Genomic DNA, 12,624 nt, shown 5'->3' with positions numbered 1-12,624 from the left:
AGCTAGCGCGGGGCGATATCGCCCCTCGCCCAGTCCGCGCGCGTACGCTGATAGAACTCCTCGAAATTTCCTTGCGCGATCGCGTCCCTGATGCCCTGCATCAGGGACTGGTAGTACGCGACATTGATCTCGGACAGCAGCATCGCGCCCAGCGTCTCGCCGGCCTTGACGAGATGATGCAGATAGGCGCGCGCGCAGTTCCGCGTCGACGGCCATGAGCTCTCTTCATCGAGCGGGCGTGGATCGTCGGCATGGCGCGCGTTGCGCAAATTGACCTGGCCGTAGCGCGTGAAGGCGACGCCGTGCCGGCCGTTGCGGGTCGGCATCACGCAGTCGAACATGTCGATGCCGCGCTTCACCGCCTCGAGGATGTCGTCGGGCGTGCCGACGCCCATCAGATAGCGTGGCCGCTGCTTCGGCAGCAGCGGCGCGGTCTCGTCGATCATCGCCAGCATGACCGCCTGCGGTTCGCCGACGGCGAGCCCGCCGATCGCATAGCCATGGAAGCCGATCCCGACCAGGCCTTGCGCGCTCGCATGGCGCAGCTCGGGCACGTCGCCGCCCTGCACGATGCCGAACAGCATGTAGCCATCCGGGGCGCTCGCGAAGGCGCGCTTGCTTCTCTCCGCCCAGCGCAGCGACAATTGCATCGCGCGCTCGATGTCGGCGCGCTCGGCAGGCAATCGTACGCATTCATCCATCTGCATGGCGATGTCGGAGCCGAGCAAACGCTGCACCTCGATCGACCGCTCCGGCGACAGCTCGACCTTGGCGCCGTCGATGTGCGAGCGGAACGTGACGGCGTGCTCGCTGACCTTGCGCAAATCCGCCAGCGACATCACCTGGAAGCCGCCGGAATCGGTCAACATCGGTCCGTTCCAGCCTGTGAACGTCTGCAGGCCGCCGAGCGCCGCGATCCGCTCGGCGCTTGGACGCAGCATCAGATGGTAGGTGTTGCCGAGCACGATGTCGGCGCCGGCATCGCGCACCTCGCGCCAGTGCATGCCCTTCATGGCACCGGCGGTGCCGACCGGCATGAAGGCAGGGGTCCGCACCACGCCATGCGGGGTGGTCAGGCGCCCGGTACGCGCGGCCCCGTCGGTGGCGAGCAACTCAAAGTGATTGGGAAGGTCATTGTCGGGATTCATGGCGGTGCTTATTGCGTGTCGGAGCAGGCTGATCAACCCGCCGACCGCGCTCGGGCCGGTTTGTGCATCAGACTGGGACACCGACCCACACAAGGATGAGTGTGCCCGCGCCCTTGTCAAACGAAACGATACAGTATAGTTTTGTGCGCAGGGCTGGACGAGATGCCGCGGCGAACTTGCCGGCGGCGGTAGATGCGTGATCGCCAGCCACCGACAATGCCGTACCCTCCGTGTTCGACCGACGCATCCGTCTCCTCGCGTGACCGGATCAGGCAGACTGGCGTCGGCCTGATCGGATCGGTGGTCCTGATCTGCAGCCTGGCGCTCGGCGCCTGCACCGCCCTGCCCCGCACGCCCTACACAGCCGCTGAAGCCAGCGCCTCGCGCGTGCTGGATATCGACGGCCTCCGGCGTTACGCCGACGAGCCGGTCACCAAGTTCAGCTTCGATAAAGACAACAGCACTGCGACGAGAACCTATCTGGCGCTGTCCGGCGGCGGCGCTGACGGCGCCTATGGCGTCGGCGTGCTCAACGGCTGGACCGCGGCCCGAACCCGCCCCACCTTCTCGGTCGTCTCGGGCGTCAGCACCGGCGGCCTGATCGCGCCGTTCGCGTTTCTCGGACCGCAATATGACGACACGCTGAAGGAGGTCTACACCAGCGGCATCGCGGAGAGCCTCCTGAACGATCCCAGCATCATGCGCGTGCTGTTCGGATCCGGCCTGTTCGGCAACACGCGGCTGCGCGAGCTCGTTGCACGCTATGTCGGGCCCGAGATCATGGCGCAAGTCGCGCGCGAGCACGCCAAGGGCCGCAGGCTGCTCGTGGTGACGACCGACCTCGACACGCAACGCACCGCGATCTGGGACATGGGCAAGATTGCCGCGGTCGGAACGCCCGAGGCACTCAAGCTGTTTCGCGACGTGATGGCGGCCTCCGCCAGCATTCCCCTGGTGTTTCCGCCCATCATGATCGATGCCGAAGGCGGGGGCCGCAAGTTTCAGGAGATGCATGTCGACGGCGGCGTGACCGCGCCGGTGCTGACCTTGCCCGAAGCTCTGCTGTTCCAGAGTGGCCGTCTGCCCGGCAATGCGAAGGTGGACATCTACATCCTCGTCAACAAGAAGATCGAACGCAACTTCGAGCTCGTCTCCAACGGCACCATCGACGTCGCCTCGCGCAGCCTGTCGGCGATCACCCAATCGCAGACGCGCTCGATCATCTTCTCGACCTACGATTTCGCTAAGCGCAACCGGCTGGGCTTCCATCTCTCCTACATCGCGCGCGGCTATCCCGCGCCGCCGTCGGAAGGGTTCGACACAACCTATATGCGGGCGCTCTACCAGTACGGATACGAGAAGGCTGCATCCGGCCAGGCCTGGACCTCGACGCTGCCGTGATCCCTCGTGACGGAACGAGGCAATACCGAAACCGTTGACGATATGGCCAATTCGGCCAGATTCGCGATGACGCCTCCGCTCCTGCGCGATATAGAGCGAATGACCGATATCACGACCGCGCAGGAATCATTGGGCATGGGATTGACTGCGACCAGGACAAGACCGGCAGCGCCACGGCGCGAGGTGCCGAAATCGCGTGGTGGCCGGCCGACGAAGACCGCTGCGATCGAGCGCGATCTGCGGCTGATCGAGGTCGCCACCCGCCTGTTCCTTGATCGCGGCTTCGATGCGACTTCTCTCGATGCGGTCGCGGAAGCTGCGCGGGTCAGCAAGCCCACCGTCTATTCCCGCTATGGCGACAAGCGCGGTCTGTTCGCGGCCGTGCTGAGGCGCGAGATCGAGCGCTGGCTTGCGCCGCTGTCGGCGGCGGCGGAGACGCAGCTCTCAAGCGCCTCGAACATCCCGGTCGAGCAGCGGCTGGTCGAGATCGGACGCGAGATGCTGACCTTCACCTGCGGCCCGGATGCCGTCGCCTTTAGCCGCATGATGACGGCACAGGCCATCAACTTCCCCGACGTCGCCAAGCTCGGCAAGGAGGAAGGCTGGCTGAAGGCCGTCGCCACCACGGCGCGCTTCTTCGACCATCTGGTGGCGCAAGGCGCGCTCGATGTCGACGACACCACCATCGCAGCCGAGGTGTTCCTCGACGTCGTCGTCGGCCACACCCATCGTATGGCGACGTTCGGAACGGCGCTGGAGCTGAAGGCTGCCGAGAAGCGCATGCGCGCGGCGATCAAGCTGTTCCTGGCCGGCGCGCTGGGACCTGCCGACCGCGTCCAGGACACCTCGAAACTCGCGCCACGGCGCCGCTCCTCGCGCTGACAATTCCGTGAGCTTGCGTGCTTTCCCCAGGGGGCGACGATGCGGCGTCATTGACCGAAATAAAACGATACCGTATGGTTTCATTACAGTCGGTTCGGGCCGCTTTTTCACCAGCCCCAAAGAGGTCCGGACCCGCTTCGATCGCCGCGGCGGGTACAGCCTGCCGCGGCGCTCCGCGGCCGGCCGATGCCCAAGGCCGGCCGCGAATTCTTTACGATCATCCGGCACACTCGCTGGCCGAGGGTTTCGAGCATGACGACTGCCCAACGATGGACCTCGCACCTGCTTGCGATCGCATTGCCCGCGCTGCTCATCGCCGCACCGGCACAGGCCATCGTGACCGCGAGCACGCCGACCGCGCTTCACAGCGACACAGATGGTGATGCCGAAGCGAACCGCCAGGCAGTCAGCCGCGAAATAGAGCGGTTCCGCCGCTCCTCGATCACGATCAGCCAGGCCATGGCGATTGCCGAAGCCCGCCATGCCGGCGCCACCACCGCCGATGTGAGCTTCGATGGCGGCTCGGGCGTGCCGGTCTACCGCGTGAAGACCCTGCACAACGACCGGATCTGGCGCCACACCATTAATGCTTCGACCGGCGAACTGGTCGGCGGGGAAGCGGCCCTACCCCTCACCGAGCTCGACCGCGAGGACCGCAGCAACCTCGCAGCGCTGGGTGCGATCAGGCACCGCCTCTCCGATGCCGTACGCGTCGCCGAGCGCGCCGCCGCAGGCAAGGCCATCAGCGGCGGGCTGGTCCGCGAGCGCGGCCGGCTGAACTTCTCGATCGTCGTCGTCAGCGGCGACGACCTCAAGGAGGTCACCCTGGAGCCGCCTGGCGCCAAGGGGAAATAGCGGGTGCCAAATAGCGGCAGGCTGCCCCCGGCATCGGCCGGGCCGAAAAGCCATTGACGGCCGCAAGACTCTCCCGCATAAGTCGCCGCCATGTTCACGACCACCAAACGCACGACCAAAACCACCACGGCCGAAGGGGCCCGGGGAGGCGTGCGCGCGTAGGTCGTCGACTTAAACGCATCAGCTCTACGGCAAGCCCCGCCCTCGATGGTCCGGGGCTTTTTTGTTGTCTAAATTCTCAATGCAACGGAGGACAAAGTGAGTAACGATCCCGTCGTCGCGATTGTCGGCGTCACCGGTGCGGTGGGCGCCGAATTCATCGCCACCATGGACAAGCGCGGCTTTCGCGTCGGCAAGCTCAAGGCACTGGCGAGCGCCCGCTCGGCCGGCAAGACGGTGTCGTTCCGCGGGCAGAGCGTGGCCATCGAGGAGTTGACCGAGCGCTCCTTCGACGGCGTCGACATCGCGCTGTTCTCCGCCGGCGGCAGCATCTCCAGGAAGTATGCACCGATCGCGGTGAAGGCCGGCGCCGTCGTGGTCGACAATTCCTCGGCCTTCCGCATGGACCCAAACGTGCCGCTGGTGATCCCCGAGATCAACGCGAGCCGCATCCGCGACCACAAGGGCATCATCGCCAACCCGAACTGCGCCGCGATCACCGCGCTGGTGCCGCTGTGGCCGATCCACCAGCAGAACCGCATCAAGCGCGTGATCATCTCGACCTATCAGGCGGCCAGCGGCGCCGGCGCCGCCGCGATGGAGGAGCTCGTCGAATCCACCCGCGCCAACCTCAACGGGCAGGTCTATACGCCGAAGGTGATGCCACACCCCTACGCCTTCAACCTGTTCAACCACAACACCGCCATCGACCCCGAGACCGGCTACAACGACGAAGAGACCAAGGTCATCAAGGAGACCCGCAAGATCTTCGAGGACGACAGCATCGCCGTCGGCGTCACCTGCGTGCGCGTGCCGGTGCTGCGCGCCCATTGCGAAGCCATCACCTTCGAATGCGAGAAGCCGATCAGCGAGGACCAGGTCCGTGCCATCATGGCGCGCGCGCCCGGCGTCAAGGTGGTCGACGACCGCGCCAAGAACTACTTCCCGATGCCGATCGACGCCTCGGGCCAGGACGACGTTCTGGTCGGCCGCATCCGCAAGGATCTCAGCGACCCCTCAGGCCATTCGATCTCGATGTTCGTGGCAGCCGATCAGCTGCTCAAGGGCGCGGCGCTGAACGCCGTGCAGATCGCCGAGCTGTTGCCGCAGAAGGTGATGGCGTAACGGGAGGTGCGTAGGGTGGGTTAGCCTAGCGGATGCGCGAAGCGCGGCCGCTGGGCGTAACCCACCTCTTTCATATCCGCGGAAACAGAAGCGGTGGATTACGCCTGACGGCTAATCCACCCTACGGGACCGCTCGAAACAGCAAACACGCATCGCCATACGAATAGAACCGGTATCCGCTCGCGATCGCGTGCGCATAGGCCTGCTTCATCGTCGCGAGCCCGGAGAAGGCCGACACCAGCATGAACAGCGTCGACTTCGGCAAATGGAAATTCGTCATCAGAATATCGACTGCGCGGAAGCGATAGCCGGGCGTGATGAAGATCGACGTCTCGGCGGCGAATGGCTGGATTGTGCCGTCCTCGCGCGCTGCGCTTTCGAGCAGCCGCAATGACGTTGTGCCGACGGCAACGATACGGCCGCCGGTCTTCCGCGCGGCGTTGAGCCGCTCCGCCGTTGCGGCCGAGATCGTGCCCCACTCGGCGTGCATCTTGTGGGCTTCGGTGTCGTCGACCTTCACCGGCAGGAACGTCCCTGCCCCGACATGCAGCGTCACGCGGTTGAGGCCGACGCCGCGGTCGCGCAGCGCCTGCTCCAGCGCGGGCGTGAAATGCAGCCCCGCGGTCGGCGCTGCAACTGCGCCTTCATTCGCCGCGAACATGGTCTGGTAGTCAGCGAGGTCCTGATCGTCTGGCGTGCGCTTGGAGGCGATATAGGGCGGCAGCGGCGGGCTGCCGAGATCGGCGATGGCCTGGTCCAGCGCCGGGCCGTGGAACGAAAACGCCAGCGTCACCTCGCCCTCGGTGCCCTTGGCCTCGACCTCGGCGTCGAGATGACCGAGCAGGCAGACCTTGCCTTCGTTGCCGAAGCGGATGCGGTCGCCGGGGGCGAGCTTCTTGGCCGGCTTCACCAGCGCCTGCCAGCGCGAGCCGTCGAGGCGCTTGATCAGCGTCGCCTCGATCTTCGGCTCGGTGTCGCGGCCGATGCGGCGGCCCTTCAATTGCGCCGCAATCACCTTGGTGTCGTTGACGACGAGCTGGTCGCCGGGCCTCAGCCATTGCGGCAGGTCGGAAATGATCTGATCGCGCAGCGCGCCATTCTCGACGACCAGCATCCTCGCGGAATCGCGCGGGCTCGCCGGGCGCAGCGCGATGCGCTCGGGCGGCAGATCGAAATCGAAGAGATCGGTGCGCATGAGCAGGCTTGGCGCGACACAGCCAGACCCTCATGGTGAGGAGGCGCTTAGCGCCGTCTCGAACCATGAAGGCCGGGTTGCAGCAGTGGGGCCTTCATCCTTCGAGACGCGCGTTCCGCGCTCCTCAGGATGAGGATCGAGTGACTATTCCTTGTCCGCGGCCATCCGCGCCTTGACGATCTTGTCGGGGTTCTGCACCGGCTCGCCGCGCTTGATCTTGTCGACGTTCTCCATGCCCTCGGTGACCTTGCCCCACACCGTGTACTGGTTGTCGAGGAAGCGGGCGTCGTCGAAGCAGATGAAGAACTGGCTGTCGCCGGAATCGGGATTGGCGGCGCGGGCCATCGAGGCGGTGCCGCGCACATGCGGCTCCTTGTTGAACTCGGCCTTCAGCTTCTTGCCGGAGCCGCCGGTGCCGGTGCCGTGCGGGCAGCCGGTCTGCGCCATGAAGCCCTCGATCACGCGGTGAAACACGATGCCGTCGTAGAAGCCCTCACGGACCAGCTCCTTGATACGCGCGACATGGCCGGGCGCGAGGTCGGGGCGCATCTCGATGGTGACGGGGCCCTGCGTGGTCTCGAGGATCAGGGTGTTTTCGGTGACGCTCATGCTCGTCTCTCTTGCGTTGGGGGTGAAGTCTTGTCGGGTGACGTCTTGCGGCTGCGGAACTGGATCGCGAATGGACGTCCCGCGGCGGCGCCGGCCATTGCATCGGTAAATGGCACCGGCGTGCAGCGTTGCAACGCCTCCATCACCGCGATCCGGTATTGCAGCCGGTCGTTGTCAGAGGCCTCCGCGGATTCATAGGTAATCCTCGGATGGCCCAGAATGTTTCCGGCCCGGTTAAAGCTCACCAGGACGGTGATGTCGAGTGGGCGGGCCCTCGCCGGCGACGGCGGTCTCCAGCAGGTGCGCAGGTGCCGGAAGATGTCCTGGATCGTGTCGACCTGGGCGGCCTCCACGGCCGCACGGGAGGTGGCGAGCAACAGCACCGCGGCAACCAGCAGGAGCCTGCCACCGCGGCGCGCCATGGCCGCGCCTATTTGATGTCTGAGGCGACCTGCACCTTCACCATCTTGTCGGGATCGGTGACGGAGCCGCCGGGCGAGCCGGGGGGCGCCTTCTTCAGCTTGTCGACGACGTCCATGCCCTGCACCACCTCGCCGATCACGGTGTACTGGCCGTCGAGGCTGCCGCCGTCGGCGAACATGATGAAGAACTGCGAGTTGGCGCTGTCGACGCTGTCGCCGCGCCGGGCCATGCCGACGATGCCGCGGGCAAAATGCACCTTGGAGAATTCCTGCTTCAGGTTCGGGTATTTCGAGCCGCCGGTGCCGTTGCCGTTCTGGCCGTCGCCGGTCTGCGCCATGAAGCCGTCCATGACGCGGTGGAACGGCACGTTGTTGTAGAAGCCTTCGCGCGCCAGCTGCTTGATGCGTTCGGCATGCTGCGGCGCGATGTCGGTCCTGAGCTTGATGACGATGCGGCCCTTGGTGCTGTCGATGACGATGGCGTTGGCCTTGTCGAGATTTGCCGGCAATTGCTGCGCCACCGCCGGCGCCGCGAACAGAAGCGCGGCAAGAACTGCGAGAATTCGGATCATGACAACTCCGGATCAGAGAGAAGAGGAAGCGCGCCGTTTTCAGGCGAATTTGGCCTTGAGCTGTGCCGCGACCTGCGGCGGGACGAAGGCCGAGACGTCCCCGCCCATGCCGGCGATCTGGCGCACCAAAGTGGCGGTGATCGGGCGGACCATGGGAGAGGCCGGCAGGAAGACCGTATGCACCTCCGGCGCCATGGCCTCGTTCATGCCGGCGAGCTGCATCTCGTAATCGAGGTCGGTGCCGTCGCGCAGGCCCCGGATCATGATGGTCGCGCCGTGCTTGCGCGCCGCGGTCACCGACAGATCGTCGAACGTCGTTGCCTCCAGCACGCAGCCGGCCTGCGCCGCAATCGGACCGCAGACCTCCTCGAGCATCTTGAGGCGCTCCTCGGTCGAGAACAGCGGCTTCTTGCCGGGATGCACCCCGATCGCGACCACGAGCCTGTCGCACAAGGAAACGCTGTGCCGGACCACGTCCAGATGGCCGTTGGTGATGGGGTCGAAGGAACCTGGGTAGAAGGCGATGCGCGGCATGGCCCCGTCCTACCGCGCCCCGCCCGAGCCGGCAAGCCGGGCAGGTTCCTAGCTCGTTTCCGGTCCAGCCCCTCCGAAAATGTCCCGTTGGGCGTCAGCGGCAGCCGGTTTGTTTCGTCCTCGGGCGGCCACGAAACAAAACGGAGCGCGAACGAAACCATTTCCCACATCGGCGAAGACGTCCGGAAACTGGCCATGGTTACTAATCCGGCCAACGAATGACGGGCCGCGTACTGGGCGTAGGCGGCCGCATCACAGGGGACTGTCATGATCAAGACCATTTCAGCGATCGCTCTGTCTGCGTGTGTTGCCGCGGCCCTCACCCTCCTGCCCGGCTTTGCCCCGAAGGTCGAAGCCAGCGTGCCGCAGCCGCTGGCCAAGAGCGACCGGCTCGACATCCGCAGCATCGGCCGTGACTGCTCGCAGCAGGCCTGGCCGAACTTCGAAGCGTCCTGCCTGCGTAGCGCCGGCACCAAGGCCAACGTCCGCGAGGCCCGCCTCGTGACCGCCAACCGCACGCCGTAATCGGATCTGTCAGGTTCGCGTCGGGCGGGTCTCTCAAGACCCCAGGAATTTCTGTGACGTCTCGTCGCAGACTACGCGACGCTCGCGCCCGTCGGAATGGCCCGACGGGCGCGATCTCGTTCAGGGGGCACTATCGGCTGCGAGGAACGGCGGGTGGATGAGTCCCGATTCGCCAGCCTCTATTCCCCGTTCGCTCCATTCCCGTTCTCGGCCTCTTCCGTGATGTGCTCGACTGACACCACGTGCTCGTCCTCGGCGGTGTCGAACACGATCACGCCTTGCGTCGAGCGGCCGGCGATGCGGATGCCTTCGACCGGGCAGCGGATCAGCTGGCCCTTGTCGGTGACCAGCATGATTTGATCCGCCTCCTCCACGGGGAACGAGGCGACGAGATTGCCGTTGCGGTGGTTGACGCTCATAGCGACGATGCCTTTGCCGCCGCGGCCGGTGGTGCGGTACTCGTAGGACGAGGTCCGCTTGCCGTAGCCGTTGACGGAGACGGTCAGCACGACCTGCTCCTGCGCCGACATCTCGACATAGCGCTCCTGCGGGAGCTGGAAGCTGCCCGAGGTCTCCTCGGCCTCGGCATCGGCCGGCGCCTCGTCTGCGGCGGCTTCGCCCGCGACCGCGCGGCGCATCTTCAAATAGGCCGAGCGCTCGTCCGAGGTGGTGTCGACGTGGCGCAGGATCGCCAGCGAAATCACCTTGTCGCCTTCGCCGAGCGCAATGCCGCGCACGCCCATCGAGGTGCGCCCGGTGAATACGCGCACATCGGTGACGGGGAAGCGAATGCACTGGCCGCCCGCAGCGGTCAGCAGCACGTCGTCGCGCTCGGTGCAGATCTGCACGTCGACGATCGCCTCGTTGTCGTCGAGCTTCATGGCGATGATGCCGGAGCGGCGGACGTCGACGAAGTCGGACAGCTTGTTGCGCCGGACGTTGCCGCCCGTGGTCGCGAACATCACGTCGAGCTGGCCCCAGGTCGATTCATCCTCCGGCAGCGGCATGATGGTGGTGATGCGCTCGCCCTGCTCCAGCGGCAGGATGTTGATCATGGCCTTGCCGCGCGCGTTCGGCGCGGCCATCGGCAGCCGCCAGACCTTTTCCTTGTAGACCTGGCCGCGCGAGGAGAAGAACAGCACCGGAGTATGGGTCGAGGCGACAAAGAGCCGGCTGACGAAGTCCTCGTCGCGGGTCTGCATGCCGGAGCGGCCCTTGCCGCCGCGGCGCTGCGCCCGGTAGGCCGACAGCGGCACGCGCTTGACGTAGCCGGCGTGCGAGACCGTGACGACCATGTCCTCGCGCTGGATCAGGTCCTCGTCCTCGACCTCGCCCTCCTGCTCCATGATCACGGTGCGGCGGGGCGTTGCGAACTCGGCCTTCACCTCGGCAAGCTCGGTCTTGATGATGTCGAGGATGCGCCCGCGCGAGCGCAGGATGTCGAGATAATCGCTGATCTCGCCGGCGAGCTTGGACAGCTCCTCGCCGATCTCGTCGCGGCCGAGCGCGGTGAGGCGTGCCAGGCGCAGCTCCAGGATCGCCCTCGCCTGCTCCAGCGAGAGGCGGATCGTCCCGTCTTCGTTGATGCGGTGACGGGGATCGTCGATCAGCGTGATAATGTCCTCGACATCGCGCGCGGCCCAGTCGCGGGTCATCAGGGTCTCGCGGGCGGCGGCCGGCGTCGGCGAGTGCCGGATCACCTTGATGATCTCGTCGATATTGGCGACCGCGATGGCGAGGCCGACCTGCTCGTGCGCGCGCTCGCGCGCCTTGCGCAGCTTGTATTTGGTCCGGCGGGTCACGACCTGCTCGCGGAAGCCGACGAAGATCGTCAGCATGTCCTTCAGGTTCATGGTCTGCGGACGGCCGGAATCGAGCGCGACGGCGTTGACGCCGAAGCTCGTTTGCAGCGGCGTGAACTTGTAGAGCTGGTTCAGTACCACGTCGGGCACGGCATCGCGCTTGAGCTCGACGACGACGCGGTAGCCGTCGCGGTCGGACTCGTCGCGCAGGTCGGAGATGCCTTCGATCTTCTTTTCCTTGTAGAGCTCGGCGATGCGCTCGACCATCGTCGCCTTGTTCACCTGATACGGGATCTCGGTGATGACGATCGCCTCGCGTTCTTTCCGGAGCGTCTCGAAGGTGACCTTGCCGCGCATCACGATGGAGCCGCGGCCGAGATGATAGGCGCTGCGGATGCCCTGGCGTCCGAGAATGATGCCGCCGGTCGGGAAATCAGGCCCCGGGATGATGGCGTTGAGCTCGTCGATCGTCAGCGCCGGATTGTCGATCAGCGCGACGCAGGCGTCGATCACCTCGCCGAGATTGTGCGGCGGGATATTGGTGGCCATGCCGACCGCGATGCCACCGGCGCCGTTGACCAGGAGGTTCGGGAACCGGGCGGGCAGCACCACCGGCTCCCTTTCGGAGCCGTCGTAATTGTCCTGGAAGTCGACCGTATCGTCGTCGATGTCCTCGAGCAGCTTCAGCGCGATCTTGGTCAGGCGCGACTCGGTGTAGCGCATCGCCGCCGGGGGATCGCCGTCGACCGAGCCGAAATTGCCCTGCCCGTCGATCAAGGGCGCGCGCATCGAGAAGTCCTGCGCCATGCGCACCAAGGCGTCGTAGATCGCCTGGTCGCCATGCGGATGGTACTTACCCATGACCTCGCCGACGGCACCGGCGGACTTCTTGTGCTTCTTATCCGGGGTATCGCCGCGATTGTTCATCGCGAACAGGATGCGGCGATGGACCGGCTTCAACCCGTCGCGGGCATCGGGCAGCGCACGCGCCACGATCACGCTCATGGCGTAATCGAGGTAGGACTTCTTCATCTCCTCGTAGATCGAAACGGGGCGAATGTCCGAGGGGTGCGCCGGCTGGTCGCCGGGCTTGTTATCGTCGTCAGCCAAGGGGGAATCCGGTGAGGGTTTGTCTGGGAATCATATAGCGCATCCGGGGTCGGATAACCACCCTGACCGCCCTCGGAAAGTCCTTTTTCCGCTTATTCTTCCAATAACTTACGGCTTCGGAACAGCGCCCTGCACGCCCCCGGAATCGGTCCTTCATGAACGCCCGCAACGCCGGCCTGAACACGCGTCAAGGGGCCTCCGGTCAACCCGTTTTGCCCGGCTTGATACGAACCTCACCCCACACATGAAGCGCGCCCGGAAAATCCGAGCCCGTTCAGTCAATTA

12 protein-coding genes are annotated in these 12,624 nt (G+C 65.7%); 5 read left to right on the top strand and 7 right to left on the bottom strand.

The window, feature by feature from the left end:
- Positions 1 to 2: 2 nt before the first annotated feature.
- Positions 3 to 1,148, bottom strand: coding sequence for a tRNA guanosine(34) transglycosylase Tgt (tgt, locus tag I6F20_RS05220; RefSeq protein ID WP_036028145.1), 1,146 nt, complete (start codon positions 1,146 to 1,148; stop codon positions 3 to 5).
- A gap of 216 nt (positions 1,149 to 1,364) precedes the next feature.
- On the opposite strand from tgt, the gene I6F20_RS05215 reads away from it, so the two are divergent.
- The 4 genes from I6F20_RS05215 to I6F20_RS05200 all read left to right on the top strand — a co-directional run bounded on the left by I6F20_RS05215 (position 1,365) and on the right by I6F20_RS05200 (position 5,570).
- Positions 1,365 to 2,549, top strand: a complete 1,185-nt coding sequence (locus I6F20_RS05215) for a patatin-like phospholipase family protein (protein WP_225125303.1) — start codon at positions 1,365 to 1,367, stop codon at positions 2,547 to 2,549.
- A gap of 135 nt (positions 2,550 to 2,684) precedes the next feature.
- Positions 2,685 to 3,431 carry a TetR/AcrR family transcriptional regulator gene (locus I6F20_RS05210; RefSeq protein ID WP_036012628.1) on the top strand — a complete coding sequence of 249 codons (747 nt, stop codon included), beginning with the start codon at positions 2,685 to 2,687 and terminating at the stop codon, positions 3,429 to 3,431.
- Positions 3,432 to 3,683: 252 nt separating this feature from the next.
- Complete coding sequence (locus tag I6F20_RS05205) at positions 3,684 to 4,286, top strand: PepSY domain-containing protein (protein ID WP_225125302.1); 603 nt, start codon at positions 3,684 to 3,686, stop codon at positions 4,284 to 4,286.
- A gap of 258 nt (positions 4,287 to 4,544) precedes the next feature.
- Positions 4,545 to 5,570, top strand: coding sequence for an aspartate-semialdehyde dehydrogenase (locus tag I6F20_RS05200; protein WP_225125301.1), 1,026 nt, complete (start codon positions 4,545 to 4,547; stop codon positions 5,568 to 5,570).
- Positions 5,571 to 5,691: 121 nt separating this feature from the next.
- On the opposite strand, the gene queA is transcribed toward I6F20_RS05200, so the two are convergent.
- The 5 genes from queA to coaD all read right to left on the bottom strand — a co-directional run bounded on the left by queA (position 5,692) and on the right by coaD (position 8,902).
- Positions 5,692 to 6,765 (bottom strand): tRNA preQ1(34) S-adenosylmethionine ribosyltransferase-isomerase QueA, encoded by a 1,074-nt coding sequence (queA, locus tag I6F20_RS05195; RefSeq protein WP_225125300.1) that lies wholly within the window; start codon positions 6,763 to 6,765, stop codon positions 5,692 to 5,694.
- Positions 6,766 to 6,909: 144 nt separating this feature from the next.
- Complete coding sequence (locus I6F20_RS05190) at positions 6,910 to 7,374, bottom strand: peptidylprolyl isomerase (RefSeq protein ID WP_018642141.1); 465 nt, start codon at positions 7,372 to 7,374, stop codon at positions 6,910 to 6,912.
- A complete protein-coding gene (locus I6F20_RS05185) occupies positions 7,371 to 7,796 on the bottom strand; it encodes a UCP034077 family protein (RefSeq protein WP_036028153.1) in 426 nt (141 codons plus the stop codon). The genes I6F20_RS05190 and I6F20_RS05185 overlap by 4 nt, the downstream gene beginning before the upstream one ends.
- Positions 7,797 to 7,804: 8 nt before the next feature.
- Positions 7,805 to 8,368: a peptidylprolyl isomerase gene (locus I6F20_RS05180; RefSeq protein ID WP_036012644.1), complete on the bottom strand. Its 564-nt coding sequence runs from the start codon at positions 8,366 to 8,368 to the stop codon at positions 7,805 to 7,807.
- Between the two features lie 39 nt (positions 8,369 to 8,407).
- Positions 8,408 to 8,902, bottom strand: a complete 495-nt coding sequence (coaD, locus tag I6F20_RS05175; protein ID WP_036012646.1) for a pantetheine-phosphate adenylyltransferase — start codon at positions 8,900 to 8,902, stop codon at positions 8,408 to 8,410.
- A 267-nt stretch (positions 8,903 to 9,169) separates the two neighbouring features.
- Here coaD and I6F20_RS05170 point away from each other — a divergent pair, with 267 nt between their 5' ends.
- The gene (locus I6F20_RS05170) at positions 9,170 to 9,427 is read left to right on the top strand and encodes a hypothetical protein (RefSeq protein WP_036012649.1); all 258 of its coding nucleotides are present in this window, start codon (positions 9,170 to 9,172) and stop codon (positions 9,425 to 9,427) included.
- 179 nt (positions 9,428 to 9,606) lie between these two features.
- Here I6F20_RS05170 and gyrA read toward each other — a convergent pair whose 3' ends face one another.
- The gene (gyrA, locus tag I6F20_RS05165; protein ID WP_225125299.1) at positions 9,607 to 12,339 is read right to left on the bottom strand and encodes a DNA gyrase subunit A; all 2,733 of its coding nucleotides are present in this window, start codon (positions 12,337 to 12,339) and stop codon (positions 9,607 to 9,609) included.
- Positions 12,340 to 12,624 lie beyond the last annotated feature (285 nt).

The sequence above is a fragment of the Bradyrhizobium sp. IC3123 genome (assembly GCF_020193625.1).
In the GTDB taxonomy this organism is placed as follows: domain Bacteria; phylum Pseudomonadota; class Alphaproteobacteria; order Rhizobiales; family Xanthobacteraceae; genus Bradyrhizobium; species Bradyrhizobium yuanmingense.
The sequence above is the reverse complement of the archived record's forward strand: the minus strand, read 5'-3'. Positions and strand labels throughout refer to the sequence as shown.